This window comes from Pseudomonas sp. UME65 (assembly GCF_014170225.1).
Classification (GTDB): Bacteria; Pseudomonadota; Gammaproteobacteria; order Pseudomonadales; family Pseudomonadaceae; genus Aquipseudomonas; species Aquipseudomonas protegens.
Genome location: NZ_LZZQ01000016.1, coordinates 1,024,692 through 1,050,862 on the forward strand (window position 1 = coordinate 1,024,692; position 26,171 = coordinate 1,050,862).

Below are 26,171 nucleotides of genomic sequence, written 5' to 3' on the forward strand. Positions count from 1 at the left end.
CCGACCATGACCGCCTTGTCGCGCAAGCACCGCATCGAACAGGACCCCCGCTGGCAAGCCGTGCTCAAGCGCGATGCCAGCGCCGACGCCAGCTTTGTCTACGCCGTGCGCACCACCGGCGTCTATTGCCGCCCCAGCAGCCTGTCGCGCTTGCCCAAGGCCGAGAATGTCGAATTCTTCGACAGCGCCGAGCAAGCCGAAGCCGCCGGCTACCGCCCGAGCAAGCGCCTGGCCAGTGACCAGACCCAGGTCGCGGCGCACCATGCCACGCTGGTGGCGCTGGCCTGCCGGCAGATCGAGGGCGCCGAAACACCGCCCAGCCTGGGCCAGCTGGCGCAGCAGGCCGGCATGAGCAGCTATCACTTTCACCGAGTGTTCAAGGCCGCCACCGGGCTGACCCCCCGGGCCTATGCCAACGCGCAACGCTCACGCAAGGTACGCTCCCACCTGGAACGCGGCCAATCGGTCACCGAAGCCCTGTATGACGCCGGCTTCAACTCCAACAGCCGTTTCTACGAAGCGGCCGACCAGTTGCTGGGCATGACGCCCAGCGACTACCGCGCCGGCGGCCCCAACACCGATATCCGCTTCGCCCTCGGCCAGTGCTCCCTGGGGGCAATACTGGTGGCGCAAAGCGCGCGCGGTGTGTGTGCGATTCTCCTGGGGGATGAACCCGGCCCGCTGCTGGAGCAACTGCAGGACAAGTTCCCCCGGGCCAACCTGATCGGTGCCGACCGCGATTTCGAGCGCCTGGTCGCCCAGGTAGTGGGGTTTATCGAGGCCCCGGCCATTGGCCTGGACCTGCCCCTGGATCTGCAGGGCACGGTGTTCCAGGAGCGGGTATGGCAGGCCCTGAGGAGCATTCCTCTGGGCAGCACCGCCAGCTACGCCGAAATTGCCCAGCGCATTGGCGCGCCCAAGTCCATGCGCGCCGTGGCCCAGGCCTGCGCGGCCAACAGCCTGGCGGTGGCCATTCCCTGCCACCGGGTGGTACGCAGCGACGGCAGCCTTTCGGGCTACCGCTGGGGTGTGGAACGCAAGCGTCAGTTGCTGGAGCGCGAAGCGGCCTGCGAGGCCTCGATGCCGATGTAGATCGCCACCGAATCGGCACTGGTGTAGACCTCGAAATCCGTGGCGAAGGCGCGCCGGACCTGGGGGTTGTCCTGGAAGTAGGCCCAGATCAGCCCCCAGGTCTGGATCACGCAATCGGGCATCGCGCCCTTGGCACTGAACACCAGGTAATCCCCGCCCTGGACAGCCACGCTCGGGTAGTCGGCGCAGGCACCTTCCAGCGCCACGCCGGCGGTCACGTCGAAGTGCCCGCTGGCATCGGACTCGTAGTTGGAATAGACGCCGTAGACGAACGAATCAGCCTGGCGAGGGCTGATCTTGTCGAACAGCCCCTCGACATAGAAGCGCTGCCACATCGGCCCGATCCGGGCGCTGTCGGCCTGTTGCTCGGCGGCGTTGAGGGTCCTTACTTGCAGGCCTGCAACGCTGAACGGCAGTACTTCACGCAGTTTTACATCCATGGTCAGCCTTCCTTGAGGGGTGCGATGAGGAAAAATATCCGCCGCAGTCTAGCGCCGGATCGGCGCCGCCGACAGCCGTCGGCAGCGCCGCTGTATCGGTTGCAAAGACCTGGAATCGAGCCCCGTGGAAAAGTCAGCTGGCCTCGGGGCGCCATCTCCTGATAAAAACCACGGGCTGCATCGTCTAAACCTGCCGACGGAGAATTCCCGCAAATGAGCCAATGGACTGATCGCCGCCTCTTAGACCTGCTGGGTATCGCCCTGCCCATCATCCAAGCGCCCATGGCCGGTCCCTCCGGCTCCGCCATGGTGATCGGCGCCTCCCGGGCCGGTGCTCTGGGCTCCCTGCCCTGCGCCATGCTCGACGCCGGGCAGATCCGCCAGGAAGTGCAGGTGATTCGCTCAGCCACGCAGAACCCGTTGAACCTGAACTTCTTCTGCCACCAGGTGCAGCCCGTCGATGCCGAACACGAGCAACGCTGGAAGAACGCCCTGGAGCCCTACTATCGCGAGCTGGGCGCCGACTTCGATGCTCCGACCCCGGTCAGCAACCGCGCGCCCTTCGATGAGAGCACCTGCCAACTGGTGGAAGAGTTGCGCCCTGAAGTCGTGAGTTTCCACTTCGGCCTTCCAGAGCCTTCGTTGCTGGCCCGGGTCAAGGCCACCGGAGCCAAGGTGCTGTCCTCGGCCAGCACCGTCGATGAAGCGCTCTGGCTGGAGGAGCGCGGCTGCGACGCGATCATCGCCATGGGCTACGAAGCCGGCGGCCACCGGGCAATCTTCCTCGGCGACGATCTCAACAGCCAGGTCGGCACCATGGCCCTGGTGCCGCAGATCGTCGACGCGGTGCAACTGCCGGTGATTGCCGCCGGCGGCATCGGCGATGCCCGGGGCATCGTCGCGGCGCTGGCCCTGGGAGCCTCGGCGGTGCAACTGGGCACCGCTTACCTGTTCACCCCGGAAGCCAAGGTCAGCGCCGCCCACCACCATGCCCTGCGCCACGCCAAGGAAAGCGAAACCGCGTTGACCAACCTGTTCACCGGGCGCCCGGCCCGGGGCATCGTCAACCGCGTCATGCGCGAAATCGGCCCCATCAGCCCGTTGGCGCCGGCCTTCCCCCGGGCCGGCGGCGCCTTGATGCCGCTGCGTGCCAAGGACGAGGCGGACTTCGCCAACCTCTGGTCCGGCCAGGCCCTGCGCCTGGGGGTGGAACTGCCCGCCTACGAACTGACCCTGCGCCTGGCCGAACAAACCCTGGCACAACTGCGCAGACGCTGATTCACTAGAGCCGCGATCCACATCGCGGCCCGGGCAACAAGCGCTGGCAACAGAGTTCCGTTCATCGACAAATCGCTATATATTCCGCTATATAGCGATTCCCCCTCGCCTTGGTGCAGGCCCCTTCCAATAACTCACTGCCCAACGCATCCGTCCCCCCAATGGAGCTGTTTGATGAACCTTCGCGCCTCAGGTTTTGCCCCGACTTGCCTCGCCGCCCTGCTCGCTGTCTTCGCCCTGGGTTCGGCCCAGGCCGATGAAGTCCAGGTCGCGGTGGCCGCCAACTTCACCGCACCGATCCAGGCGATTGCCGCCGACTTCGAGAAAGACACCGGGCACAAACTGGTGGCCGCCTACGGCGCTACCGGGCAGTTCTATACCCAGATCAAGAACGGCGCGCCTTTTGAAGTCTTCCTCTCCGCCGACGACAGCACCCCGCAAAAGCTCGAAAGCGAAGGCGACATCGTCAAGGGCTCGCGCTTCACCTACGCCATCGGCACCCTGGCCCTGTGGTCGGCCAAGGACGGCTACGTCGACGCCAAGGGCCAGGTGCTCAAGGACAACCAGTACCAGCATCTGTCCATCGCCAACCCGAAAGCCGCGCCTTACGGCCTGGCTGCAACCCAGGTACTGGCCAAACTGGGCCTGACCGACAAGGTCAAGGACAAGATCGTCGAAGGCCAGAACATCACCCAGGCCTATCAGTTCGTTTCCACCGGCAATGCCGAGCTGGGCTTCGTCGCCCTGTCGCAGATCTACAAGGACGGCAAGGTCACCAGCGGTTCGGCCTGGATCGTCCCGGCCCAGATGCATGACCCGATCAAGCAGGACGCGGTCATCCTCAACAAGGGCAAGGACAACCCGGCCGCCAAGGCACTGGTGGACTACCTCAAGGGGCCAAAAGCCGCCGCGGTGATCAAGTCCTACGGCTACCAACTGTAAATGAGCCTGTCGAGTGCCGATTTTTCCGCCATCTGGCTGACCCTCAAGCTGGCGTCCCTGACCACGCTGATCCTGCTGGTGGTCGGCACTCCGATAGCCCTGTGGCTGTCGCGCACCCGCTCCTGGCTGCGGGGGCCGATCGGCGCCGTGGTGGCTCTGCCCCTGGTGCTGCCACCGACGGTGATAGGTTTCTACCTGTTGCTGGCCCTGGGGCCCAACGGCTTCTTCGGCCAGTTCACCCAGTCCCTGGGGCTGGGCACCCTGACGTTCAGTTTTGCCGGCCTGGTGCTGGGCTCGGTGATCTACTCCATGCCCTTCGTGGTACAGCCGTTGCAAAATGCCTTTTCTGCCATTGGCAGCCGTCCCCTGGAAGTGGCCGCAACCCTGCGCGCCAACCCCTGGGACACCTTTTTCACGGTGATCCTGCCCCTGGCGCGGCCAGGCTTCATCACAGCCTCGATCCTCGGCTTTGCCCACACCGTCGGCGAGTTCGGCGTGGTGCTGATGATCGGCGGCAACATCCCCAACAAGACCCGAGTGGTCTCGGTGCAGATCTACGATCACGTCGAGGCCATGGAATACGCCCAGGCCCACTGGCTGGCCGGGGCCATGCTGGTGTTCTCGTTCCTGGTGCTGCTGGCGCTGTACTCCAGCCGCAAGACCAAAGCCGGCTGGAGCTGAGCCGATGAGCATTCACGTCAAGCTGCACCTGGGCTACCAGGACTTCGCCCTGGATCTCGACCTGCAACTGCCAGGGCGCGGGGTAACAGCCTTGTATGGACATTCGGGCTCGGGCAAGACCACCTGCCTGCGCTGCATCGCCGGCCTGGAAAAAGCCGGCCGCGGGCGCATCCAGATCAACGACGAAGTCTGGCAGGACAGCCAGCGCAAGCTGTTCGTCCCGCCCCACAAGCGCTCCCTGGGTTATGTGTTCCAGGAGGCCAGCCTGTTCGCCCACCTGTCCGTGCAAGCCAACCTGGAATTCGGCCTGCGGCGCATTGCCAAGGCACAGCGCCGGGTGGACATGGCCCAGGCCACTGAACTGCTGGGCATCGGCCACCTGCTGCAGCGCCACCCGCAGCACCTTTCCGGCGGCGAGCGCCAGCGCATCGGTATTGCCCGGGCGCTGCTCACCAGCCCGCGGCTGCTGCTGATGGACGAGCCCCTGGCGGCCCTGGATTCGAAACGCAAAAGCGAGATCCTGCCCTACCTGGAACGCTTGCACGACGAGCTGGATATCCCGGTGCTGTACGTCAGCCACTCCCAGGATGAAGTGGCGCGCCTGGCCGACCATATCGTCCTGCTCAGCGATGGCCGGGCCCTGGCCAGCGGCCCCGTGGGCGAGACCCTGGCGCGCCTGGACCTGCCCCTGGCCCTGGGTGACGACGCGGGCGTGGTGGTGGAAGGCCGGGTCAGCCATTACGACCCGGACTACCAGTTGCTGACCCTGCAACTGCCCGGCAGCCAGCTGACTATCCGCGTGGCCCACGAGCCTCTGGCACTGGGCAAGGCCTTGCGGTTCAAGGTCCAGGCCCGGGACGTCAGCCTGAGCCTGCAGGACAGCGAGCACAGCAGCATCCTCAACCGCCTGCCGGTAACGGTGCGCGACGAAATCCCCGCGGACAACGCCGCCCATGTGCTGGTGCGTCTGGACGTGGCGGGCAGCCCGTTGCTGGCGCGCATCACCCGCTTCTCCCGGGACCAGTTGAGCCTGCACCCCGGGCAGCAACTCTGGGCACAGATCAAGGCAGTGGCCGTCCTGGCGTAAACCGCAGAGAAAATCGGCACCCTTGGCCGAGGCCGCGGTCCATGGTCTACCGGCCCGCACTTTGCCCAGGACCTGCCGCCATGCCCGACGCTTGCGATACCCCCGCCCTGCCCGCCGACCTGCACTACACCGACGACCGCCAGCCGGGCATCCGGCGGCGCAAGCTGCGGGGCAAGTTCGTCTACTACGACGCCCAGGGCCAGCGCCTTACCCAGGCCGCCGAGGTACAGCGGATCAACGCCCTGGCGATTCCCCCGGCCTACGCAGAGGTGTGGATCTGCCCCGACCCCAAAGGCCATCTGCAGGCCACCGGCCGCGACGCAAGGGGCCGCAAGCAGTACCGCTACCACCCGCGTTGGCGCGAAGTGCGCGACGGTGACAAGTACGCTCGCCTGCTGGCGTTCGGCAACGCCTTGCCCAAGCTGCGCCGGCAGTTGCAGGCGCAATTGGCGGTGCCAGGCTTCAGCCGGGAAAAGGTCATGGCCACCTTGATCCTGCTGCTGGATGAAACCCTGATCCGCGTCGGCAACAGCCAGTATGCCCGGGACAATCGCTCCTACGGCCTGACCACGTTGCGCAACCGCCATGTACAGGTCAGCGGCAGCGCCATCCACTTCCAGTTCCGTGGCAAGAGCGGGGTCGAGCACCAGATCACCGTCAAGGACCCGCGCCTGGCACGGGTGGTCAAACGCTGCCTGGAGTTGCCTGGGCAGCAGCTGTTCCAGTACCTGGACGAAGACGGTCAACGGCACCACGTCAGCTCGTCGGACATCAACGCCTGCCTGCAGCAACTGACCGGAGCCGACTTCACCGCCAAGGACTACCGCACCTGGGCCGGCAGCGTCCTGGCCCTGGAGCGGTTGCGCCAGCAGCCTTGGGAGCCCCAGGCCGAGGCGAAGAGACACATAGTGGCAACGGTCAAGGAAGTGGCCCGGGAACTGGGTAACACTCCGGCGGTGTGCCGCAAGTGCTACATCCATCCGGCGCTGCTGGAGCGCTTCGTCCTCGGTGAGTTGGCGCAGTTGCCCAAGGCCCGGGCCCGCCAGGGCCTGAAGGCCGAGGAAGCGGGCCTGGCGAACTTTCTGCGGCGCCTGGCGAAGGAGGCCCAACAGGCCTGACGACGGCCACCTTCGAATTTGCGTACTTGTCAGCCAGAGAATTCTGAGGTTAGGCTACGCACCTTCTTTCCCGTCCAAGGACGATTGCCGACGTGAACAACTAAGCCTTCCAAAAATGTATCCGCGATGAGCACTGCTAGCGCTCATTGGCCTGTTGCCACATTTTCCGGAGGTGCTGATGACTCACGTCACCCGGCTGCCCGCACTGGTTTCCCTGAACCAGCTGACCTATCAATTCGCCAATGGCGAAACCCTGCTTGATGCCCTGAACCTGAGTTTCGATCGCCTGCCCACGGCCATCGTCGGGCGCAATGGCGTGGGCAAGTCCCTGCTGCTGCGCCTGATCGCCGGCGAGCTGCAACCCTCCTCCGGGAGCATCAGCCACACTGCCAGCGTGGCCTATGTGCCCCAGGACCCGCAGGTACAGCCGGGGCAGAGCGTGGCCCAGGTCGCCGGCCTCGCCGAGACGCTGGGCGCCCTGCAGCGCCTGGCCGACGGCAGCGCCAGCCTGGAAGACCTGCACCGGGTGGATGATCGCTGGGACCTGGCCCAGCGCCTGCGCCTGGCCCTGGATGAAGCCGGCCTGGAGCACGTGGAACCGCAGGGCCCGGCGGACGTCCTCAGCGGCGGCCAACTGGCCCGGGTGGTGCTGATCGGCGCCCTGCTGGGCAACGCCGACCTGCTGCTGCTCGACGAGCCCAGCAATCACCTGGACCGCCACGGCCGGCGCTGGCTGACGGAACAACTGCAAGGCTGGCGTGGCGGGCTGATCCTGGTCAGCCATGACCGCCAGTTGCTCATGCAGGTGCAACGCATTGTCGAACTCGGCCCCCAGGGCGCCCAGGTCTATGGCGGCAACTATGCGCTGTACCAGGCGCAGCGCCAGGCCCACAGCGAGGCGGCGCAGGCGGCGCTGGACCATGCGCGTACCCAGCGCAGCCGCGAGCACAAGCGCCTGCAACGGGAACACGACACCATCCAGCGCCACGCCGCGGCTTCGCGCCGGTACGCCAAGACCGCCAACGTCTCAGGCTTCGAACGGGCCAAGCTGCTCGGCGCCGCGCGGGACATCATGGGCCAGGTACGCCACGCCCATCAGGGGCACAAGAGCGAGCTCGACGAGCAGGTGCGCGACGCCTTTGCCCGGGTCGGCGCGCAGTCACCGACCTTGCTCACTCTGCCCGCCACCACCTTGCAGGCCGGCCAGCCGGTATTCAGTCTACTGCAGGCGCAACTGCCCTGGCTGGACCCGCAAGCCCCGGCCAGCCGCCTCACCTGCAACGTCGTCGGCCCGGCGCGCATCGCCCTGGTCGGCCCCAATGGCTGCGGCAAGTCCACCTTGCTGAAACTGCTGGCCGGCCAGTTGCAGCCACTGAGCGGCGAATGCCGAGTGGCGGTAGCCAGTGCCTATCTGGATCAGCATCTGGCGCAACTCGATCCCGCACGCTCACTGCTCGAACAACTGGGCAACGCCGCCACGCCCCTGGAGGAAAGCGCCTTGCGTACCCGCCTGGCACGCCTGCAACTGGATGCCCGGCGGGTGCTGCAACCCTGCGCGCAACTGAGCGGCGGCGAGCGCCTGAAAGCCGCCCTGGCCCTGGCCCTGTGGGGCGGCAACCCAGCCCAACTGCTGTTGCTCGACGAACCCACCAACCACCTGGACCTGGAATCGGTGGAGGCCTTCGAATGCGCCCTGCGGGACTTTCCCGGGGCCCTGGTGGTGGCCTCCCACGATCAGGCCTTTCTCCAGGCCCTGGCGCCGACCCATGAGCTGCAATGCTCGGCCCTGGGCTGGCACCTCAGGGAGCAGCAGCCATGAAACAGCGGCTTACAACGACGGGCCCTGCGCAGCCGCAGGCCCGTGCTAGATTCGCCGCCTCACAATCCATGGACAGGAGCGTCACGCCATGCAGTTCGGATACACCATCATCTACGTACCCGAAGTCGAAGGTTCCTTGCGCTTTTTCGAGCAGGCCTTTGGTTTCAAGCGGCGGTTTCTCCACGAATCCGGCACCTATGGCGAGCTGGAAACCGGCAGCACTACCCTGGCCTTCGCCGACCATGACCTGGCAGAAATGAATTTCCCGGCCGGCCATGTGGCGGCTCACTCCTCGCCCAGGCCCCTGGGCATGGAACTGGGGCTGGTCACCGCAGACGTGCAGGCGGCCCATGCCCGGGCCCTGGAGCACGGTGCCCGGGAACTGGCGCCCCCCACAAGCAAGCCCTGGGGGCAGACGGTGTCCTATGTGCGCTGCCCGGACGGCACTTTAGTGGAGCTGTGCACCCCGGTCGCGCCCTGAACGCCCGGAGGCGTTGAACGCTACTTGAGCCTGACGGCGGTGCCGGTGGCGAAGACCACTACCATGCCACCGCGCCCTGCCGGCATGCTGATCTCGAAATCCACGCCGACCACCGCATCGGCGTTGCATTGCCGGGCGCGCTCCTTGATTTCATTGGTGGCCTGTATCCGCGCTTCCTTCAGGGCGCGCTCCAGGGTCTGGGAGCGGCCGCCGAAAAAGTCGCGCATGCCGGCGAACAGGTCACGGACCACGTTGATGCCGTGGACCGATTCAGCGCTGACGATGTCCAGGTAGCTGGCAATTTCCCGGCCTTCGATATGGGCGGTGGTGGTGACAATCATGTGTTTCTCCCTTGAACGGACCACTCGCCCCGGCACTTCGGGGCGGCAAAACCGGGGATGGTAACAGAGCCCGCCCAAGGCTTTGCCACAAACGACAGCCCCGCTCTGGAGCGGGGCTGTGGGTCACGGTTTCAAGGGACGTTCTTCATCCAGTTCCGACAGGCTTTTGCCATCATCCGGATGCTTCCAGGTCTGCGGAGGCGGCTCCTTGTGTTCAACCTCGTAGGGTGCCGTCTCATCGCTGCGTTCCTGCTCGTAAGGGCGTTGCTGTTGCGTTGCCATGCCCACCTCTCTTCCTGAAGGGATTTTTCACTCGCCTTAGCAGGTTAGAACAGATCTGCCGGTGGCTCGGGGTTTGCCGACAAAACAACGAACGTCGCCTGTGCCCTGCGGTCGTAAAAGTATGGAGACGCATCGAACACACGACGCGTGCTCCGTACTCACTCCGAAGGAGAAACGCGATGGTTACTCACTTCAAGGTCGCCGGGCACCTGGCCTGCGGTCATCACGGCACCCAACTGGCCTCCACCGGCGAACTGAACCGGGTCAAATGCCGCAGTTGCCGAAACACCGAGGTCTACAAGGAGGCCCGACGCAACCAGCGCAATGCCGCTCGTCGGGCTGCACGCAAGGCCAAGGCCAGCCATGGCGGCCAACTCTGGCGTAACGCCTGGACCGAACGCCTGACCGCTCTGCCGGGCCTGCAGCGTCTGCCACGGGGCTTTCACGGCCAGCCCTTCGTCTGAAACCGAAGCACGCCAGCGTGCCGGCCGAGTACGGGACTGGGCAAGGCCGGCCCCCTGAGGCGCAAGATGAAACTTCTTTCACCCAGCGGCGAAAAAGCGCTGTGTATAGTCGCCTCGCTCATTCAAGCAACTACGTTCGCCCGCACTCCCCGCGGGCTTTTTTTTGCCCGCGGGAAAGTGCGTTGGCGGTTTTTCAGTCCTGCTCGAGTTCCTTGCAGTCCTTGAGCAGGGTTTGCTCCGTGGCGGTGTGGTCCGCCTCCAGGAACGAGAGCACCCCCATCTTGCCCTTGGTGTGCCAGCGGAAGCTGTTCTGCTCGTCGTCCGCCACATACAGGGCGCCGGAAGCGGAACGCGCGATGTGCATGGGGATCAACTGGTCCTTGTAATACAGCGTGGCAAACGAGGAGCCGTTGTCGATGTTCAGGTAGGCGGCGTCGATGCGCACCTGCCCTTCACACTGGTAGCGTGCTACCTGGCTCTGGTAGGCCGGCTCGGCGGTAGTGGTCTGGGCAGCCTGTGCCAAGAGCGCCTGGCTTGAAGCCAGAACCGCGGCGCAGAGCATTGCAGGATGAGTTTTCATGGTGTTCCCCCAGTCGTTCAAAGATGCCCAATGGGACTGGCAGGGGCGTTTTTAGTTCAGGCTGATCAAGCCCCTCGGACCATGGTGCGGCAAAGCTCGAGATAGAACTGCGGGTCGGTGAGGAACGGGGTCGACAGTCACATCGGCACCGCGGTCTAGCGGCTCCGGGGGCGCTCCGGGAAACAGCTCCCGCTGATGCCGCGGTCCCGCAGCCGCGAGCATCGCCCTGGACGCTGGCCCACCGACCGCCCCGACAAGGAAACCTCCACATGCCGGTAGACATCAGCACACTCGAGATCGCCACCCCACTGCCCACCTCGGCCAGCAACCCGCTGGCACTGGAGCTCAACGGCAACCTCGCCCTGGCCCAATGCCCGAGCGTGATCTCGCGCCTGGCAGATGGCTCGATACAACTGTGCGCGCCGACCCGGGGCGCGGCGAGCAAAAGCACCCATCGAACCCGCTGCGAGTGGAAGGAATCCCGCTACTGGGCCCTGAGCAGCGCCGCCGATCATTGGAGCCGCCAGCAGATGACCCTGACCAAGGTCAACTCGGCGCAGAAAGTGGTGGTTGCGCAAATGCATGTACGCGATGACGTGAATCCGGCCGTCAAGGTGTTCTGGGACAAGGGCACCCTGACCTATGCCCTGCGCCAGAGCTTCAACGGCGCCGACCCCAGGCCGCTACCGCTGCTCGGCGGCGTCCCGCTCGACGCGCTGTTCCAGCTCAGCATCCACTGCACCTACGCTGGGCTGATCACCATCGGCGCCAGTTGCAATGGTCAGCAAGCCAGCTCTCCCCCGCACGCCCTGGACTCGACCTGGGATGGCCAGGTATTCGACTTTCATGGCGGGATCTACAACCAGATCGATTTCACCCCCAGCACTCCGGCGGAGGATGGCTCGGCCTGCATCATCAGCCAGCTGTCGCTCAGCCACGCCTAGCACCTGGCTGGGGGGGGGGTTGCCTTGCGGTAGTCACGCCGTCCGGGTGCTCCTGGCACCTTGTCAGGAAGGTACCTGCTCCTCGCTGCGATCACGGGGCATCAGGGCCAGGTAGTCGGCCAGCGCATCCCCAGCCAGGGGCTTGATCATGATCCGCACCTGGTGCTGCAAGCGCCCCAGCTCGATCCCGTCACGGGTACGTACCTGGGCATAACCGCAGGCATTCCAGAAGCCCTGTGCCCGGGCATTGTCCTGGACCACGCTCAAGCGCAGCCAGCGTGCGCCCTCGCCCGCAGCCCAGGCCTCCAGCTCAGCGTGCAACTGCCGGGCAAGGGAGCTGCCGTGACAGGGGGTAGCTAGCATGAACAGGCCTATGTGCCAGACCCCTTGTGCCAACAGGTCGGTGACAATGCTGACGAACGCCAGCAGGCGCCCTTCACTGTCGAAGTAACCGATTTTCCACTTGTGGGTGTAGGACCAGCCCGCTGGCAGTGCATCATCGATCTCGTCGCGCGCCTCGTCCGGCTGCGGCGCTGCACCGTGGACGATATGGAAATACTCCGGGTTCTCGACAAAGAAACGCTGCAACAGCGCTGCGTCATCCAGGGTGATTTCCCTGGGCGCGAGCCCGGTTGCTGACGACGGCAGTAGCCTTGATTGCATGCTGTGGAGCCCCTGGAAAACACTAGGCCGGCAGGTCGGCGACGGATCCTAGCGTCCGGCCAGGTCCTGACGACAGAGTTTATTTGTTGGAAAAATGTGTACCGCCCAGCGCTCGCTTCACAGCGGGCCGCCCTCGCCGCTTTGTTATGATCGGCCCTCACCATGCCCAGCGTTTATCCAGCAGGCCCGCGCCTGCGTTACCCGCGGAATCCAGCCCATGTCCAATCCCTTGTCTTCCCCTGGCTACCAGCGGCTGCTGGCCCTGCAGCAACGCATCCATGAGTTCACTCGGGAGCAGGCCGCCGAGCACGACGACACCGGCGAAGACCCCGCCGGCCCATTGTGGGCCAGCGACTACAACTACCTGGCCCTGGCGCCGATGCGTGACGGCCTGCATCTGGAGTACTACGGCGAGCTATGGGACGAGCCCTTTGCCTGGACCCTGGAATGCCTGGCAGAGCAGAGCGTGGCGGACACCCTCAGCTCGCTGCTGTTTTCCGGTGCCGATGAAGGCGCGAACGGTACCCGCGAGTGGGAGTTCAGCCCCTTGCTGGACAGTGCGGTGCAATTTCCCCGCCTCAGGTCATTGGCGATTCGCCCCACCGAACCTCAGGACCATAACGTTTCGTTGATCCAGAAGGCCGGCACCATCATGGAAGAGGCCGGTGAAATCGCCCGCTGGGTAGCAAAGACCCCGTACCTCAGCGAACTGACCCTGCCCAATGCCCCCAACACGGACTTCTTCCAGGTCGACCTGCCACACCTTGCACAACTGCGTATCGGCGCCCATTTCGACACCCAGGGTTTTATCGACAACCTCGCAGGCTCCAGCAACCTGCCGCGGTTGAGCAGCCTGGATTTCAGCGAATCCAGCGCACTTCAGCAAAGCTGGGCAAAAGACCGCGAGGAGCACGCCATCACGTCTTTTGCCAGCTATGAAAGATTGTTTGCCAGCCACGCGTGCGAGCCATTGCGCGCGCTGCGCTTGCGCAATACCTGCCTGAGCCTGGAACAACTCGAAGCCCTGCAGCGCCAGCGACCCAAACTGCCGATCATGGTGATCCAGGCCACCACTGGCGGTTACGTGAAGAATTTCGCCCGGCAGGTATTTCCCTGGCAGCACCTGGTGCAGCCCGACCCGGGCAGCGATGAGCCTCAAGGCTAAAGCCAAGATTGATTGGCCACCGTCTCGGAGCAAGTGGCTCTTGGAACGCTATGCCGGCGCATATGAAGAACTCATCGAGTCTTTGAAATCACGTCACTCATGTATTGATTCAAATCGCGAAAATCCTTAACGCTCCAAGCATGCGGGGGCACCTTCACACCGTTCTCCCGCAAAGTTCTGGGAATCAAGTCTCCATTGGGGCGCAGTATTACCGACGACACAATCACACCCGGATACTCATTGAGTCGCTTTTTGAAAGCTGGGGTCGTCAGATCGGGTGTAGGAGGATTGCTCTTATTGGCCAGCGGCCCAGTTCCCTTGATATCGGCGCCGTGACACATGGCACATCGTTGCACATAGAGACTCTTGCCATTGGTATTGTCCGCAAAGGAAAGCGTTGCTTGAATCAGCATGAGCCCTCCCAGCAAAGCGATGAACAATGCGTTTATTTTCATTTTTGCATCTGGCCTTATTGTAGAAATCAAATCCCGGAGGCAGCACAGCAACGCTCTGACTCACATCTGAAACGAGAGTCTTAGTCAGCAATAAACATGTGTTTGCCAGAGGTGAACTTCAGCTCAAACGCAGTTCCGCATTTCCTATGCACCCGCGGGGTCGGAAAACACCCCAAAAAAACTGTGTATGCAACCAGCGTTATGTGTCCGGTGCTCTATCTCTCCTGCCCAGAAGGATCCAGATCCGTGCCAGGAAGAACAGCCTCCCCCATCGCACACGCCGATGCATGGATTGAAGCGTCCCGCAGGCGAATACATCCGTTAAGTACTACTGGGGGCTTCTCGGAGGTAGTCCTCCATACGCTTAAACCGCTCCGCCAACCTTGATCTCGGCACCTTCGAGCGGGAATTCCCCAACAGCAGACCGCACCAGCCCTGGCCATAAGGGCTGGAGGGGTAATGGAACCGTAAATGCGCTGTAGGATTACTGCCGGAGGTTAGGCTGGGTGGGAATCAGGTCCTGAATTTGAGCACAAGAGTAGGTGTTGGAGTAGTCATGGAAACGTGGCTTTATTTCGGCGCCATAGGTCACGCACTGGAACGCCGACGAACCTTTTTGCAAGATCAGAAAGTGCACCAGGCCGACTCGTGCTGGCGCCTGGTAGGCCGCCTTGACTTCATAGCCGCTACGCAGCAACTCGCTCACCGGAGTGGTGTCGTCCGCCAGGGAGAATGGGCTAGCGCCTACGAGGCCCAGCAGGGAGATGCTCAGGGAGATTTTTGCAATACGCTTGGTGATTGGCATGAATCCGTCGTCCATGAATGGAAAATGCCAAGTTACCTAAATTCAGCAACCCCGTCACGATCCCGGCCCGATCGAATTGCAGAATTTGGCGACCTGTGGAGCAGTTTGAACAGTCCAGCCCCGGATGCGATCAGCACCCTATGAAGCATGCCAATTGGCGCTCGTCCCGGCCGGTGCAGGCCGTTCAACAATCCGTTTGAAACACCCCGGCCAGTCGAGCGCAGAGCCGCCTCACCTCGATAGTGGCTGGAGAGACGTGCTTCGTTCATTTATCCAGATTCAATGGTTCCTGCATCCGGTCCCCTATCATTCCCCGCAACCACGCAGCATAAAACTCCATCTCCTCCAGAGAAGTGCCCTCGGCCAATCGATATACGAACTCCTTGCCCCTCGGCCCCTGGCACACGACACTAAAATGGCCATCGCGGTCATAACTGGCGAGCACGTAAGGGCAGATACAAATGATGTCGCTAAATGGCACTTGCACTTCGGCGGGCTTGCGAGCGCGACGGGTGACCGTGAGAGTAAGCAGTTGCTGGTTTTCGTCGAACGTGAAGGCCAGCACTCTAGATGCAGAAAAAATCCACGCGAAGACCAGCCCCATGAGCACAACAGACCCACACAGGAGCTGGATGAACGACGACGTTGTGAGGCTAGACCCATCGCCGCTCGGTTCACCTGGCATCGCTTCGAACCCGAGTAGGAGCAGTAGCGTCAGCACCAAGCCCGGCAACAACCCAAGCACCACAAAGCAGAAACCCAAAATGGCCGCCCCCGTGCTTCCAATGGTCAGCAAGTCCGGGCCGCGATGCCAAACAGGTGGGTGAACGGCAGGACTTTCAGCGCTTGACGCAACTAGAGGCGTTGCGATGCGGTGAGGTGGACTTTGACCATTCATCTAGCAGGTTCCAGAGATGTAGCGTAGACGGTACCACTACTGCCAGATAGTTCGGCCTAGAGTTACCAGGCTTTTTTCACCACCTCTACTTGCGAACTTCCCCCAAAGAACCACCGGCAAATACCTGGCGATCAGGGCGCCAACAAATAGACGCACATAGCGGATTCATCGATGCTGAAGGGGCGCAAGCCCTTCTCTGCCGCAAGAGCATGCCAAGTATCCGAGCGCTGAGTTGATTTACCCGCCTACTCGACAACTAGTGACAGTGTGATCTATCACTCAAGATCAAGTTGCCGCCATGCTATCCGGCACACGCTCTTGCTCGCCTGATCAAGTAGTAGGCGATCCCCAAGGCAATGATTGCGGGCCCCACGTTATCGAGCTTTGTAGGACCATCGGCCAAATGTCGCCCGGCCTGCACAAGCATGAGGACAGCACCGACATACAGGATCGCCACCTTAAAACGCTTCCAGCTCATTTAGCCCTCCCGCTTTGGAGATGACCGAACAGTGCACGCGCAATCGTAAGGGCAAGAAGGTCTCACCCTCAAAGTGAATTGCGGAGCAGTATTTGAAGTTGCGAATTGATTCAGAGTAAGGCTCACTCAAAAAACCGTGCAAGCCCTTGAAATAGATGGTGCCCGAAGCCGGAATCGAACCGGCACGCCCTTACGAGCGGGGGATTTTAAGTCCCTGGACAAAATCAAGCTGGCTGCAGCCTGCGCGCCATTTTCCGGTCCGCAATCTTCTAGCTTTTCGCGCAATTTACCGTAATCTTTTCAAATAGTTATGAAACGTTGCGGTCCAAAAAAATGAAGGAACGCGGCTCTCGCGAGCTTAACGAAAGCAGGATTGAACATCCCGCTTCTCACCACATTATGCCGACAGCGCATAATCCATCCCCAGGCGTTCTGCCGACCCAGCTGCACCCCCTCCCCCCTACAGTTCGTCGGCGCAAATCGCGCGCCGCTCAAGCCTCGATTACTGTATGTACATACAGCATTGGATTCGAGGTAGTACCGTGCACACCGAAGACACCGACACAGCCGATTGGCTGGGCATCCCCACGACTGAAGAAATGTTGCAGCAGCACATTGTCTTGCTTGAGAACGAGCTCGGTGAGCTCAATCAGCAGCTGCGCACAGCCCGGGAAAACATCCACAAGCTGGTCGGCCTGTATTCGAATGCAGAGCGCGATCGCGAAGAAGTGCTAGTCAGGTTTCGCAGCAAAGCTGCTGAGGCCACCCAGCACCGGAACAGAGCCTTGGAGCTTGAGACCTCTTGTGGGTTTCTGAGGCGTACAAACGAGGATCTGCGCAGGCAGATACCTGAAGGGTCAAAACGACACCTCCGCTGATTCAAGAGAGTGAGAGCAAATAGTCTCCAAACCCATCTCTGCACCTGCTTTCGTTCCGAGCGCTCGTAATTACACTATTTGAAGCCGTCCAGACTATACGGGCACCCGAGCGCTCCAAATCTTGGATTAGATTCACGTCCTCATGAGCCTCCAGGTGCTTGAAGCCACCAGCCTCAGTGTAAGCATTTGCACACACACCCAAATTGGCACCATGAATGTGCCTGTGTCCTTCTACATGCTGATAAAGGCTCTCATATCTAGCTCTTGCCCTGGCAGGATGAGCTTCCCAGGTATCGATTGTGACGGTACCGCATACTGCATCGGCACCAAACTGCACCTGGCGAACAATCCATTCGGGGGCAACTATGGTGTCAGCATCAGTAAACGCCAACCAACGAGCTCCAGCATCAATCAAGTACCGCGCACCTGCACATCGCGCCCTGCCAACATTTCGCCCTTCTGATACCAAACTCATTACCCCACAGCTAGCCACAATCTCGCTAGTCAAGTCCGTACAGCTATCAAGTACGACCAATATCCTCACCTCTTCCTGAAGCGATGGATGACGACCGGCCTCAATGACTGACTGGAGGCATTTTTCGATAAAGCGCTCTTCGTTATGCGCGGGGATCACGACACCAATCATTTGGAGCTCCTTTCATCTCAGGTCTTTCTTCGAGTCCATCTCTTTAGTGACCGAATAACGGAGAGACAAAGGAACACATTCAATCGTTCGAGTTTTTTGCTCGCTGGCCCTCTAAGGTCACTAGAAACCGGCTCGCAAGGACGCCGTAAAAAAACAGATGAACTTACGCGAGCACCTACCTTCTCAACTGAAGGGGCAGCAGAACTGGCTTACAAACGAATAGAGCATTTGGAGAGCTAAAATGACACAGTCATCTGATGAAAAGACTCACCAGAAAGGCTCCGCCTCCACGACGCAGTTCCCCCTTCGATACTGCATACAGAAACATCATGCCAGCCACCTCCACTACGACTTCCGCTTAGAACTCAACGGCACTCTGAAAAGCTGGGCAATTCCAAAAGGTCCATCGCTGGATCCAAGAATGCGAAGATTAGCCGTGCATGTAGAAGATCACGCATTGGATTACGTTTGTTTTGAGGGAAGCATCCCCAAGGGGCAGTACGGAGCTGGCGACGTCATTGTCTGGGATTACGGGATTTGGCTTCCCGAAGGCGATCCACAACAAAGCTATGCAAAGGGACAGCTGTATTTTCGCCTAAAAGGAGAAAAACTATCCGGAATGTGGAGGCTGTTTCGTACCCGTCTCGCCGGAAAAAAAGAACAGTGGCTTCTAAAGAAATCAAACGATAGTGAGGCCCGTCCGGAGAGTGAATATGACATTCTGATGGAGCAGCCCAGTAGCGTGGCCGATGCATGCGTCGCAGACAAAAAGTACCGCGAAGAGAATCTCTAGGCACACGGAGCGGACTATCTACAGCACCTTAGCAGCGGACATCTATAGTCTTAGAGTTACCTACTGTCCTAGGGCCTATCATGTGCGGAAGACTCTCACAATACCGCAGCATCCATGACTTCGTCGCAGTACTCACCATGCCCGGGGCCCTGATCAATAACGTCGGTGATCAGCCCCTGGGGCGCTACAACGCGGCGCCGACGATGCAGCTCGCCCTCTTCCACGTCGCCGAAGACAAACTACACGCCGACGCCGTGCGCTGGGGGTGGCGGCCGCACTGGGCCACCGACCGCGCCGCGCCGATCAATGCCAGGGTCGAGAAAGTGGCTCACGGGCCGTTCTTCCGCCAGATCTGGCCGCACCGGGCCGTATGCCCGATCGATAACTGGTTTGAGTGGGTAGATGAAGGCGGACCGAAGAAGCAGCCCTACCTCATCCGGCACCGGGACCGCTCCCCCATCCTCTGCGCCTCAATTGGACAACTGCCGGATCCAGACGAAGGTCACGGGGAGCACGACGGCTTTGTGATCATCACCGCCGACAGCGCCGGCGGCATGGTCGATATTCACGACCGCCGACCGGTGGTCCTGGCCCCGGACCTGGCCAGGGAATGGCTCGACCCGGCTACACCGAAGGAGCGTGCCGAGCAGATGGCCCTACACCAGGGCGAGGCGGCCGAGGCCTTCGAGTGGTTCAGGGTCAGCCCTGCAGTAGGCAACGTCAGGAATCACGGGGCGGAACTGATCGAGCGGTTGCCAATGCCATCATAGGCCTGCTCACATGTCACTCCCCTGGCCCCGCGTTGATCAGCAATTGCTGCCAGATCTTCCGCTCTTTGATCAGCGCGCTTGAGCACGTCGGCAAGCACCAGGACGGCGCGGGAAGCTGCCGCGCTTGCGGCGGCAGTGCAGGAATTGCCGCTGACCTGACTTGCGGTACGGCTGGCGGTTCGGTCTGCCTGATCCCGCAAGCTGAGATCAGCCCGAGCAGCGGCAGCATCAGCAAAAGCTTCGTCAATTGTCCGTTGTCCATCTTGCACCGCCTTATTGATTGAGTTCTGCCTCGCCTGCTCTTTGTCGCGCTCCTCAGCTTCAGCCAAGCCCCAGGCCTGCTTGTCGCCGGCGTCCCGGTTGCTCCAGCGCACTTGCCACTCGGCATCCTTCACTGCCTTGCCGTGGTCGTAGACGCTGAACAGAGCCCAGGCTTCCAGGCCGGCCAGCAGCAAGGCAGCCAGAGCAATTCCGCCAATCTTCAGCGCCAGGGCGTTCATGCCAACACCTTCAGCGCCAGTTCATAAAGGGCCTTGCGATCAGCTGCGCCATTCGGCACCCGGCCCGGCTGCCCGGTGTTGATGATGCTGCCGATGTCCTGGATTCGGCCGGCGTCGGCCAACTCGTTGAGCCCGTTCGACTGCCAGAACCAGCCGGCGACTAGTGCGGCGGTTTCCGGCTGCTCCACCAGCTCAGGATGATTGACCAGATCCAGCCCCAGGGCGGCGCCAGCGGCGCGGTAGTTGTTCGCTCCGGTCAGCTGGATTAGGCCCCGGCCCCGGTACTTCCAGCCATCACCCGGCAGCGTGTTACCCATACGGCCGGCGTATACGATGTTCGCGATCTGCTCAGGCTTGCGGGCCACCTGGGCAGCCAGGGCTGCGTCGAAACGGTTCGACCAGACTGCCCGCAGCCGATCAGCGCTGTAGTTCAGATTCTCGACCATGCGCGTCAACTGCCCCGACTCATGCCCTACCTGGGCAATGAACGCGGCCATCCGCACAGGCGAGTTGATCTTGAAGCGCGCCATCGCCGCATTCAGTGCAGGCAAAAAAAAGCCCGCGACTTGGCGGGCTTGAGGGAGGATCTGCAGCAACTGCTGCTCAGTAATCGGCATAACTATCTCCAGTTCGTAGTGATCAGGCGTTAACCTTCCCAAATATTCCAGGCAACAACATGTAAAAAGGGTTCTGCAATGCAGTGAGCCTTAAGCGAATTACACCCGCTGGAAAATCATAATAAGCAGCGACAACCCGGGCTGTATTGTTGCCAGCCATCATCCACATCCTCAAATTATTAGACAGAAAGTAATCACCAAGATCATACTGAATTGGAATCGCATACCAATTCAGATAATAACCTTGGACGTCTTTTGTCGTGTGGGTATACGTCCAGTTCGGGATAACTCTGGTGAATGATGCAGCAGGAGTTCCAGAGTCAAAAACCAACTTTCCAGCCCCATCCCAAAGGCGCATGCCAAAGTCACTGACGGGTGAGGCGTCAAAAGCTGCGACAAATACCATTCCACTTGTGCCATTGCCATAAATCGTTACGCCCACCCAGTTGCCAGGCCCCCCGAGGTACCCTGTACCAAAGGTAGCGGTGGCTCCGTTGTTATTGGGGCGAAGAAATATCAGTGGGGGCTCCTGGGTTTTCACGGCCTGCGCAAAGTAAATACTAACAAGCTGTCCTGGACTACTGTAAGGACCATGATAAAACACACACAACCTTGAAAACTCACTATCAATAACTACTGTACCAGCGTCATTGATAACAGACAGACCAAACCCAGCCATCACTTCCACCTCATAACCATCAGCCTCATCGTCGCCCAAGATATAGTGCTACTTCCGCTAAAACCTCCTAAAAAGTTTCGGACATAAACAATATCAGTCCCCATCTGCGCCTCCAGTTGGAGATTCCTTAAATCGGTGTTAACGACATTAGATAGTGGCAGGCAGAAAGCAGTTGAGTTGCTAGGGTTACACCCTGGCACTGAGTATTGACGGGTAGTGGGTGGGGATCCGTCGAATGAAACTACAAGCGAAAGAGCAACTTGCCATGTCACTGTATCTGTATCGAACTGCAATTTTCCGTCAGCCCCCCACATCCGTAGTCCGAAACTCATGCACTAAGGTCTCCAAGTTGCACCCGCTTGACGTTATTTTGGTCATAGACCTTCACCGCCCGATTGGTCATGGTCAGCCGACCTCCACCTGGTGCGGGCCCGTTAAACTCGATGTTTCCCGCCTTATCCAGGCGCCACCCCTGCACGCCCACAACGTAGTCATCAGACTGCAAAAAACCACCGATCATGGCGTTTGTGATGGTTCCGCTCTTGATGAACGCAGTGTCGATGTACGCCGCACCGTTTTGAATTACAAACGGGTAATAGACCTGGCTTGAGTTTGGATCTACGACCGCAAACCGACTGGCCGCAATCAGCACCTGGCTGGTGATGATCCCTTCGTTGTTCTCTACGCCAATACCAATGCCGGCCAGGTATGGCTTATTGTCCACGGTGAGCTGAGTCTTGATTGAGTACATCGCAGCGAGCTCTGTCTTGATCTGCTCGACCTCAACCGACGCGCCGCCGCCGGAGTCGATCTTCTCCAGTAGCTGCTGGCTCAACTGTGTCTCGGTGATCTGATCACTGAGGTAGTCAAGAATTGGCCCGGCGTCCGACGATGACTGCCCGGTAACCGGGCCATAGAAAGCCCCCACGTTGCCGATGCGGTCAACCAGCCGAGCCCAGAAAAAGAACTGCACACCCGCGGCTAGACCCATGATGGTCAGGTCCGTCTGCGGGTAGGCATAGTCGCCGAACTTGATAGCCGTCCCGACTTGGTTCGTCTCGCTGTACCAGATCTCCGTCCGCTGCACGTCGGCGGTGCTCAGACCTGCCGGAATGCCCCATTTCAGCTTAATGCCGAAGACGATCGACTCGGCGGCAAACGACGACGGCACCGGCGGCGGTGTGGTCTTGCCGTTCAGCACAGTCTCGACTGAGGTCGCGAACACTGAGCCGATGTCCAGGGAGTTGATGGCCCGCACCTTAGCCACATACCGCCCCGCGTAGATCCCGCTCACATCGATTGACGTGGTGCCCGTGCGACCGGCAAAGATCCAATCGCCGTCGTTCTTGCGCCAGTAGACCTCGTAGGCAATCGCCGCCTCGGGCTTCTCCCACTCAATCGTCATGACGCTGACCGCGCTGCCCTGGTCGACGAAGTGGTCATTGCTCACCGTCACGTTCGCCGGCGGCCGCTGGACGCTCGGCGGGATCACCGTCACCGGCGGCCGCTCGATGCGCGTGCCGTTGTCGATTGCGCCGTACTTGCTCGCGTTGTGGCGTACCGCGCTGATCGTGAACTTGATCTCGGAGTCGGAAAAGTCCTCAGCAACCGACATCACGCGAAATAGCTGCGTGGCCAGGGTTGTCGAGTCAATCGCCCACATCGAATGCTGGGGCGGTAGCTCATCCAGCTTCTTCTCCAGCACCACTTGCTGGACTTCAGCCGGAAACCCGGTGGTATCCATCGTCACGCGACCACTCGACCACTGGATGCCCTTGTGGCCCCAGGTCAGCGGATACCCGACCGATTGGATCTTGCGCGAGACAGCAGTGCCGGTGGGCATGATCACTGTGATGGTGTCGCCGGGGTATGCCTTAACGTCGGCATCCAGTACCAGGCTATCGAGCGTGGAAGAGCGCAGGCGCCCACCAATGCGGCGCCCTGCTCGATCGTTGTCCGCGATGCGGATAATCTGCCCGGGGCGCGCCAGGGTGCCGTCCAGGCCCACGGAGAAGCCCACGCTTTCGGTTTCCAGGCGGTTGGTCAGCAGCGCCCACTTACCGATGCGCTGCGCCTGGGCCTGGGAAGTGCAACCGGTGGCGGTGATCTCGGTCTGCTGGATGCCGTAGCGGGTGATCCCAGCCTGGTCGTCGACATACTCGACCTTCTGCCGGTAAAAGTCGGCCGGGTCGTTCCAGCTCACCAGGGCCACGGTGTAGCGCGTCTTCTTCGCCGAACCGAAATAGCCAAACTTTCCGTCGATCACGTTGGCATTCGAGTAGGTGTACACCGGGTCCTCGGGGATGTCGGCCACGGCCATGACCGAGCCGGCGGCCCAGTAGGACATTCCCCGGAAGGTCGTGGCCAGGTCCTGCAGCACGTCCAGCGCATTGGCACGGGTCTGCAGGAACAGATTGCAGGTAAACCGCGGCTCCGTGCCGCCCTTCCCGTCCGGTACCGGCTGGTCGCAGTACTGGCCGATGCGGTACAGCTCCCACCGGTCTACCTGGCCCTCATTCAACAGGTGGCCCAGGCCATAGCGGAAGTGCAGCAGCAGATCGTAGAAAATCCAAGCCGGGTTATCGGTCCAGGCCGTCTTGAATGAGCCATCCCAGACGCCGGAGTACAGCCGGCTTTCAGGATCGTAGTTGCTCGGCACGCGGATGATCCGGCCGCGCAGGTCGAAGGACCGGGTAGGGATCGCCTGGAACTGCGAGGCGTCGAACTGCAGGCCGACGACAGCGGAACCCGGATAGCGCAGCTTGGCGTCGATCACTTCAGTGATCGCATCGATGCTGGTTTTATCTGCGATCGCTCCAGAGGTGCTGTTCGGCGTCAGGCGGGTAACCCGAATCTGCCAGTTGCTGCTGGCCGGCGGCAGGTCGACCCGGTGGGAGCGCTCGTACTTGGTCGAGGTCTTGCCGCTGAACGCCGAGGCGAGCACCTGGACATAGGGCCCGCCGTCGGTGGAAACCTCGATCTTGTACTGCACGGTGTAGCCGTTGGTGTCGCCGTTGCTGGTGTTGGTCTGGGCCAGGCGTGGGGTGGACAAGCGCACGCGCACTGCCGACAGCTGCAGGTTCTGCACAGCACGAACCCAGGGCTGGCCATACTTCAGCTCAACACCCACGGCGATCTCGCTCTCGACCGCCGGGAAGCCCGGAATATGCAACTGATCCTGGCTGCCGGTGCGGGCATCCAGAGTGACACCGCTGAAGTTCCTGGTGCCGTCGGCATTGGCCAGCGGGGTTTCATCGAGATAGACCGAGCGCTCACCCGCGACCAGGCCCTGGATCTCGCCCTCGCTGACAAGGTCGAGGATGCGGGCATAGGCGGTGCTTTGCAGGCTGTCGGGAGCCTCGACAGACGGCCGCGGCTTCGACTCGCCGCCCTTGGCGCCGGTGATGATCTGGTTGTTCATGGCTTTCCTTCAGGCAAAAAAAAGCCCGCTCATGGCGGGCCTGGTGGCGGGTTCGGTTCACATCTGGTCTTCGGAGTAGATCCCGGCGCTGATCACCGCGCTGCCGACAATCATCCGGCCGTAGAGAAGCGGGACAGGGTTGCCCTGGACGCTGGTGTTTACGGCGCCGTTGAAGCTGTAGCTGGGCCGGTTGTTGGGGCTGTCCTGAGTGCCCAGGCCTTTTGCTTGGGGGCTGAGCATCTGGATAACGCCGCCGGCGGTCATGCCTACACCTGCGCCAAGAAATGCTGCTTGAGCACCAGGCGCGACGAAAAAAGAAGCAATGATCAGTACTGCTCCAACGATCGTCTGCAGTAGTCCGGCACGCTTTGAGCCTGCAATTACTGGGACGATTCGAATTACGCCTCGCCCCGTAGGTTTTCCGAGATCATCTTCGGAAAGGTTCTGCTTGTCGTTGAAGATCGCGAAGCGGAGCCCTTTACTGGCGCTCTCCAGCATGTGCTGTTCGAAGCCTGGAAACTGCTTGAAGTAGCCCAGAATGTCGCTGAAACCCGCCCCAGTTACCATCCGGTGTCGACGCCCGAACATACGAGCCAGCGACCCAGATAACAGAACGGTTTGCATCTTCTCTACCAGCATGTTTCCTCCAGGCAATAAAAAACCGCCCGAAGGCGGTCGCTTAGTAATTTGGTTAGTACTCAACATACGGCCCGATATATAGGCCCGACATATCGGAACTGACCCGAAAAATGGTCTCTCGATCAGCAGTAGCATTGGCGGGAACAGTTCGAATCGCCTGCCCCATGCAAAGGCCTGTTCCCGCCAATCCTGCACCAAGATTCAATGATCCGGCCTTAACGAAGAAAGAGGCCTTTTGACCTGAACCAAGTTTTGCTGCCTTCTTGCCGTCAATGTAGATCACGAAGTCGCAAGCTGAAGCATTGATTCCGCCATCCCTAACCACAGTTATCGTGCCATAGGCTCCAGCTGGCCGAACCTGAAATGCATACACCTCATCCTTTGGCGCTGGCTCAGCTTGTTGAACGGTTATGCCATTCGAAGAGCACCCCGCCAGCAGCGCCAACGCCACCCCCGCAATCAAAATCCGCATGTCTTCTGCTCCTTGTGAGATCGGCGGACGATAGCATTCGGAGGCTGGAAAAGAAAAAGCCAAGCGCGGGTTTGGATTGGCATAACTCATCTTAAAGTACGGATATGTGTATGGTGAGGGTCCGATGGGTCAACACCCTGTAAGTTTACCTTAGCCTTGCTACCATATAGCTCTATATACTCCCGAGATAGATCTTTTGCTCGTTGCAGCTCAACAGAGCTCTTGATCTTTGATGCTGTAGAGTCTAGGTAGCCTAATATTCTTGGATCTGAACCAGAGTCGTCCAATGCAACTGAGTACCATGCGTAACCCTGCACAAGATCTCTTGGTGTTCCGATACCTAAGCTATAGAGAGTGCCTAGATTTGAATGAGCAGTGTAGTCCCTGAGCTTCGCAGCCCGGAGCGCCAGCGAAAATGCTTTTTCAGGATTCCTAGGAACTACCATTTCATTCATGTAATAAGCAGAAAGAGCAGATAGAGACACAGGATCATCTTTTTCGGCAGCCTTTTCAAGCCACACAAAAGCACTTTTATCGTCCCCCAAATCCTTGTACTTAAATGCAACCGCTCTCATTATGAGTGGGTCACCATCTTTGGCAATTTCAATCAGATCAGAAAGAGTTGCCAATCTTTTTTCAGGTGGACTAGCTAGTGCACATGATGAAACCGATAGCAACACTGTTACTACTGCAGTTAAAAATCTAGACCTTCCCAAAGTCACTCAATATCTCCTTAAACTACT

General features: G+C 60.7%; 29 protein-coding genes and 1 pseudogene. 14 read left to right on the top strand and 16 right to left on the bottom strand.

Annotation, left to right across the window (positions count from 1 at the left end):
- The first annotated feature begins 6 nt into the window (after window positions 1-6).
- Window positions 7-1,092, top strand: a complete 1,086-nt coding sequence (gene ada, locus A9971_RS29795; RefSeq protein ID WP_011061691.1) for a bifunctional DNA-binding transcriptional regulator/O6-methylguanine-DNA methyltransferase Ada — start codon at window positions 7-9, stop codon at window positions 1,090-1,092.
- Here ada and A9971_RS29800 read toward each other — a convergent pair.
- A complete protein-coding gene (locus A9971_RS29800; protein ID WP_011061692.1) occupies window positions 1,044-1,532 on the bottom strand; it encodes a GyrI-like domain-containing protein in 489 nt (162 codons plus the stop codon). The genes ada and A9971_RS29800 overlap by 49 nt on opposite strands.
- Before the next feature lie 213 nt (window positions 1,533-1,745).
- Between A9971_RS29800 and A9971_RS29805 the strand changes: the two genes are divergently transcribed.
- The 7 genes from A9971_RS29805 to A9971_RS29835 all read left to right on the top strand — a co-directional run bounded on the left by A9971_RS29805 (window position 1,746) and on the right by A9971_RS29835 (window position 8,938).
- The gene (locus A9971_RS29805; protein WP_015635893.1) at window positions 1,746-2,810 is read left to right on the top strand and encodes a nitronate monooxygenase family protein; all 1,065 of its coding nucleotides are present in this window, start codon (window positions 1,746-1,748) and stop codon (window positions 2,808-2,810) included.
- Between the two features lie 174 nt (window positions 2,811-2,984).
- A complete protein-coding gene (modA, locus tag A9971_RS29810) occupies window positions 2,985-3,752 on the top strand; it encodes a molybdate ABC transporter substrate-binding protein (protein ID WP_011061694.1) in 768 nt (255 codons plus the stop codon).
- Window positions 3,753-4,433, top strand: coding sequence for a molybdate ABC transporter permease subunit (gene modB / locus A9971_RS29815; RefSeq protein WP_015635894.1), 681 nt, complete (start codon window positions 3,753-3,755; stop codon window positions 4,431-4,433).
- Between the two features lie 4 nt (window positions 4,434-4,437).
- Window positions 4,438-5,520, top strand: a complete 1,083-nt coding sequence (modC, locus tag A9971_RS29820; protein ID WP_011061696.1) for a molybdenum ABC transporter ATP-binding protein — start codon at window positions 4,438-4,440, stop codon at window positions 5,518-5,520.
- Between the two features lie 80 nt (window positions 5,521-5,600).
- Entirely contained in the window at window positions 5,601-6,638 is a 1,038-nt protein-coding gene (locus A9971_RS29825; protein ID WP_053158950.1) for a DNA topoisomerase IB, read from the top strand.
- Window positions 6,639-6,816: 178 nt separating this feature from the next.
- Window positions 6,817-8,457 (top strand): ABC-F family ATP-binding cassette domain-containing protein, encoded by a 1,641-nt coding sequence (locus tag A9971_RS29830; RefSeq protein WP_183000384.1) that lies wholly within the window; start codon window positions 6,817-6,819, stop codon window positions 8,455-8,457.
- Window positions 8,458-8,545: 88 nt separating this feature from the next.
- Window positions 8,546-8,938 carry a VOC family protein gene (locus A9971_RS29835; RefSeq protein WP_019094154.1) on the top strand — a complete coding sequence of 131 codons (393 nt, stop codon included), beginning with the start codon at window positions 8,546-8,548 and terminating at the stop codon, window positions 8,936-8,938.
- Between the two features lie 20 nt (window positions 8,939-8,958).
- Here the strand turns inward: A9971_RS29835 and A9971_RS29840 are convergent, their stop codons facing one another.
- A complete protein-coding gene (locus A9971_RS29840; protein ID WP_011061700.1) occupies window positions 8,959-9,279 on the bottom strand; it encodes a YbjQ family protein in 321 nt (106 codons plus the stop codon).
- Between the two features lie 123 nt (window positions 9,280-9,402).
- Window positions 9,403-9,561: a hypothetical protein gene (locus A9971_RS29845; RefSeq protein ID WP_011061701.1), complete on the bottom strand. Its 159-nt coding sequence runs from the start codon at window positions 9,559-9,561 to the stop codon at window positions 9,403-9,405.
- 179 nt (window positions 9,562-9,740) lie between these two features.
- Between A9971_RS29845 and A9971_RS29850 the strand changes: the two genes are divergently transcribed.
- Window positions 9,741-10,025, top strand: coding sequence for a hypothetical protein (locus A9971_RS29850; protein ID WP_015635899.1), 285 nt, complete (start codon window positions 9,741-9,743; stop codon window positions 10,023-10,025).
- Between the two features lie 193 nt (window positions 10,026-10,218).
- Here A9971_RS29850 and A9971_RS29855 read toward each other — a convergent pair whose 3' ends face one another.
- The gene (locus tag A9971_RS29855) at window positions 10,219-10,605 is read right to left on the bottom strand and encodes an MliC family protein (protein WP_019094152.1); all 387 of its coding nucleotides are present in this window, start codon (window positions 10,603-10,605) and stop codon (window positions 10,219-10,221) included.
- A gap of 269 nt (window positions 10,606-10,874) precedes the next feature.
- Between A9971_RS29855 and A9971_RS29860 the strand changes: the two genes are divergently transcribed.
- Entirely contained in the window at window positions 10,875-11,549 is a 675-nt protein-coding gene (locus A9971_RS29860; RefSeq protein WP_183000385.1) for a polysaccharide lyase family 7 protein, read from the top strand.
- Window positions 11,550-11,612: 63 nt separating this feature from the next.
- Here the strand turns inward: A9971_RS29860 and A9971_RS29865 are convergent, their stop codons facing one another.
- Entirely contained in the window at window positions 11,613-12,212 is a 600-nt protein-coding gene (locus tag A9971_RS29865; RefSeq protein WP_011061704.1) for an N-acetyltransferase, read from the bottom strand.
- Between the two features lie 217 nt (window positions 12,213-12,429).
- Here A9971_RS29865 and A9971_RS29870 point away from each other — a divergent pair, with 217 nt between their 5' ends.
- Window positions 12,430-13,377: a hypothetical protein gene (locus tag A9971_RS29870; protein WP_259652301.1), complete on the top strand. Its 948-nt coding sequence runs from the start codon at window positions 12,430-12,432 to the stop codon at window positions 13,375-13,377.
- 71 nt (window positions 13,378-13,448) lie between these two features.
- Here the strand turns inward: A9971_RS29870 and A9971_RS29875 are convergent, their stop codons facing one another.
- From A9971_RS29875 to A9971_RS29885, 3 genes are all read right to left on the bottom strand, one after another.
- Window positions 13,449-13,832 (bottom strand): cytochrome c, encoded by a 384-nt coding sequence (locus A9971_RS29875; protein WP_072441558.1) that lies wholly within the window; start codon window positions 13,830-13,832, stop codon window positions 13,449-13,451.
- Between the two features lie 484 nt (window positions 13,833-14,316).
- Window positions 14,317-14,637 (bottom strand): hypothetical protein, encoded by a 321-nt coding sequence (locus tag A9971_RS29880; protein WP_019093051.1) that lies wholly within the window; start codon window positions 14,635-14,637, stop codon window positions 14,317-14,319.
- A 265-nt stretch (window positions 14,638-14,902) separates the two neighbouring features.
- Entirely contained in the window at window positions 14,903-15,535 is a 633-nt protein-coding gene (locus A9971_RS29885) for a hypothetical protein (RefSeq protein WP_259652302.1), read from the bottom strand.
- Window positions 15,536-16,555: 1,020 nt separating this feature from the next.
- Here A9971_RS29885 and A9971_RS29890 point away from each other — a divergent pair.
- Window positions 16,556-16,891, top strand: coding sequence for a hypothetical protein (locus tag A9971_RS29890; protein ID WP_183000387.1), 336 nt, complete (start codon window positions 16,556-16,558; stop codon window positions 16,889-16,891).
- Between the two features lies 1 nt (window position 16,892).
- Here the strand turns inward: A9971_RS29890 and A9971_RS29895 are convergent, their stop codons facing one another.
- On the bottom strand, window positions 16,893-17,537 hold the full coding sequence (locus A9971_RS29895) for a glycosyltransferase family A protein (protein WP_183000388.1): 645 nt from the start codon (window positions 17,535-17,537) through the stop codon (window positions 16,893-16,895).
- 241 nt (window positions 17,538-17,778) lie between these two features.
- Here A9971_RS29895 and A9971_RS29900 point away from each other — a divergent pair.
- Both A9971_RS29900 and A9971_RS29905 read left to right on the top strand, forming a co-directional pair.
- A pseudogene (locus A9971_RS29900) lies at window positions 17,779-18,282 on the top strand (DNA polymerase ligase N-terminal domain-containing protein); the annotation flags it as partial.
- A gap of 128 nt (window positions 18,283-18,410) precedes the next feature.
- On the top strand, window positions 18,411-19,100 hold the full coding sequence (locus A9971_RS29905; protein ID WP_183000389.1) for an SOS response-associated peptidase family protein: 690 nt from the start codon (window positions 18,411-18,413) through the stop codon (window positions 19,098-19,100).
- Here the strand turns inward: A9971_RS29905 and A9971_RS29910 are convergent.
- The 7 genes from A9971_RS29910 to A9971_RS29940 form a co-directional block, all read right to left on the bottom strand.
- Entirely contained in the window at window positions 19,058-19,600 is a 543-nt protein-coding gene (locus tag A9971_RS29910) for a DUF2514 family protein (RefSeq protein WP_183000390.1), read from the bottom strand. The two genes, A9971_RS29905 and A9971_RS29910, sit on opposite strands and share 43 nt — an antisense overlap.
- A complete protein-coding gene (locus A9971_RS29915) occupies window positions 19,597-20,217 on the bottom strand; it encodes a glycoside hydrolase family 19 protein (protein ID WP_183000391.1) in 621 nt (206 codons plus the stop codon). Before A9971_RS29915 ends, A9971_RS29910 begins: the two co-directional genes overlap by 4 nt.
- A gap of 22 nt (window positions 20,218-20,239) precedes the next feature.
- On the bottom strand, window positions 20,240-20,935 hold the full coding sequence (locus tag A9971_RS29920) for a hypothetical protein (protein WP_183001986.1): 696 nt from the start codon (window positions 20,933-20,935) through the stop codon (window positions 20,240-20,242).
- A gap of 289 nt (window positions 20,936-21,224) precedes the next feature.
- On the bottom strand, window positions 21,225-24,317 hold the full coding sequence (locus A9971_RS29925) for a host specificity protein J (RefSeq protein ID WP_183001987.1): 3,093 nt from the start codon (window positions 24,315-24,317) through the stop codon (window positions 21,225-21,227).
- 57 nt (window positions 24,318-24,374) lie between these two features.
- Window positions 24,375-24,956: a tail assembly protein gene (locus A9971_RS29930; protein ID WP_183001642.1), complete on the bottom strand. Its 582-nt coding sequence runs from the start codon at window positions 24,954-24,956 to the stop codon at window positions 24,375-24,377.
- Window positions 24,957-25,008: 52 nt separating this feature from the next.
- On the bottom strand, window positions 25,009-25,428 hold the full coding sequence (locus A9971_RS29935; protein WP_053152033.1) for a hypothetical protein: 420 nt from the start codon (window positions 25,426-25,428) through the stop codon (window positions 25,009-25,011).
- A gap of 86 nt (window positions 25,429-25,514) precedes the next feature.
- Entirely contained in the window at window positions 25,515-26,150 is a 636-nt protein-coding gene (locus A9971_RS29940; RefSeq protein ID WP_183001643.1) for a tetratricopeptide repeat protein, read from the bottom strand.
- Between the last annotated feature and the right edge of the window lie 21 nt (window positions 26,151-26,171).

Bases quoted from the DNA above. Each gene is read 5' to 3' on its own strand.
- A9971_RS29885 (WP_259652302.1), bottom strand. From the start codon at position 15,535: ATGAATGGTCAAAGTCCACCTCACCGCATCGCAACGCCTCTAGTTGCG.
- A9971_RS29925 (WP_183001987.1), bottom strand. From the start codon at position 24,317: ATGAACAACCAGATCATCACCGGCGCCAAGGGCGGCGAGTCGAAGCCG.
- A9971_RS29880 (WP_019093051.1), bottom strand. From the start codon at position 14,637: ATGCCAATCACCAAGCGTATTGCAAAAATCTCCCTGAGCATCTCCCTG.
- A9971_RS29825 (WP_053158950.1), top strand. From the start codon at position 5,601: ATGCCCGACGCTTGCGATACCCCCGCCCTGCCCGCCGACCTGCACTAC.
- A9971_RS29805 (WP_015635893.1), top strand. From the start codon at position 1,746: ATGAGCCAATGGACTGATCGCCGCCTCTTAGACCTGCTGGGTATCGCC.
- A9971_RS29930 (WP_183001642.1), bottom strand. From the start codon at position 24,956: ATGCTGGTAGAGAAGATGCAAACCGTTCTGTTATCTGGGTCGCTGGCT.
- A9971_RS29905 (WP_183000389.1), top strand. From the start codon at position 18,411: ATGTGCGGAAGACTCTCACAATACCGCAGCATCCATGACTTCGTCGCA.
- A9971_RS29865 (WP_011061704.1), bottom strand. From the start codon at position 12,212: ATGCAATCAAGGCTACTGCCGTCGTCAGCAACCGGGCTCGCGCCCAGG.
- modA (WP_011061694.1), top strand. From the start codon at position 2,985: ATGAACCTTCGCGCCTCAGGTTTTGCCCCGACTTGCCTCGCCGCCCTG.
- A9971_RS29935 (WP_053152033.1), bottom strand. From the start codon at position 25,428: ATGCGGATTTTGATTGCGGGGGTGGCGTTGGCGCTGCTGGCGGGGTGC.
- A9971_RS29850 (WP_015635899.1), top strand. From the start codon at position 9,741: ATGGTTACTCACTTCAAGGTCGCCGGGCACCTGGCCTGCGGTCATCAC.
- ada (WP_011061691.1), top strand. From the start codon at position 7: ATGACCGCCTTGTCGCGCAAGCACCGCATCGAACAGGACCCCCGCTGG.
- A9971_RS29845 (WP_011061701.1), bottom strand. From the start codon at position 9,561: ATGGCAACGCAACAGCAACGCCCTTACGAGCAGGAACGCAGCGATGAG.
- modB (WP_015635894.1), top strand. From the start codon at position 3,753: ATGAGCCTGTCGAGTGCCGATTTTTCCGCCATCTGGCTGACCCTCAAG.
- A9971_RS29875 (WP_072441558.1), bottom strand. From the start codon at position 13,832: ATGAAAATAAACGCATTGTTCATCGCTTTGCTGGGAGGGCTCATGCTG.
- A9971_RS29830 (WP_183000384.1), top strand. From the start codon at position 6,817: ATGACTCACGTCACCCGGCTGCCCGCACTGGTTTCCCTGAACCAGCTG.
- A9971_RS29910 (WP_183000390.1), bottom strand. From the start codon at position 19,600: ATGAACGCCCTGGCGCTGAAGATTGGCGGAATTGCTCTGGCTGCCTTG.
- A9971_RS29860 (WP_183000385.1), top strand. From the start codon at position 10,875: ATGCCGGTAGACATCAGCACACTCGAGATCGCCACCCCACTGCCCACC.
- A9971_RS29835 (WP_019094154.1), top strand. From the start codon at position 8,546: ATGCAGTTCGGATACACCATCATCTACGTACCCGAAGTCGAAGGTTCC.
- modC (WP_011061696.1), top strand. From the start codon at position 4,438: ATGAGCATTCACGTCAAGCTGCACCTGGGCTACCAGGACTTCGCCCTG.
- A9971_RS29895 (WP_183000388.1), bottom strand. From the start codon at position 17,537: ATGATTGGTGTCGTGATCCCCGCGCATAACGAAGAGCGCTTTATCGAA.
- A9971_RS29855 (WP_019094152.1), bottom strand. From the start codon at position 10,605: ATGAAAACTCATCCTGCAATGCTCTGCGCCGCGGTTCTGGCTTCAAGC.
- A9971_RS29800 (WP_011061692.1), bottom strand. From the start codon at position 1,532: ATGGATGTAAAACTGCGTGAAGTACTGCCGTTCAGCGTTGCAGGCCTG.
- A9971_RS29915 (WP_183000391.1), bottom strand. From the start codon at position 20,217: ATGCCGATTACTGAGCAGCAGTTGCTGCAGATCCTCCCTCAAGCCCGC.
- A9971_RS29840 (WP_011061700.1), bottom strand. From the start codon at position 9,279: ATGATTGTCACCACCACCGCCCATATCGAAGGCCGGGAAATTGCCAGC.
- A9971_RS29870 (WP_259652301.1), top strand. From the start codon at position 12,430: ATGTCCAATCCCTTGTCTTCCCCTGGCTACCAGCGGCTGCTGGCCCTG.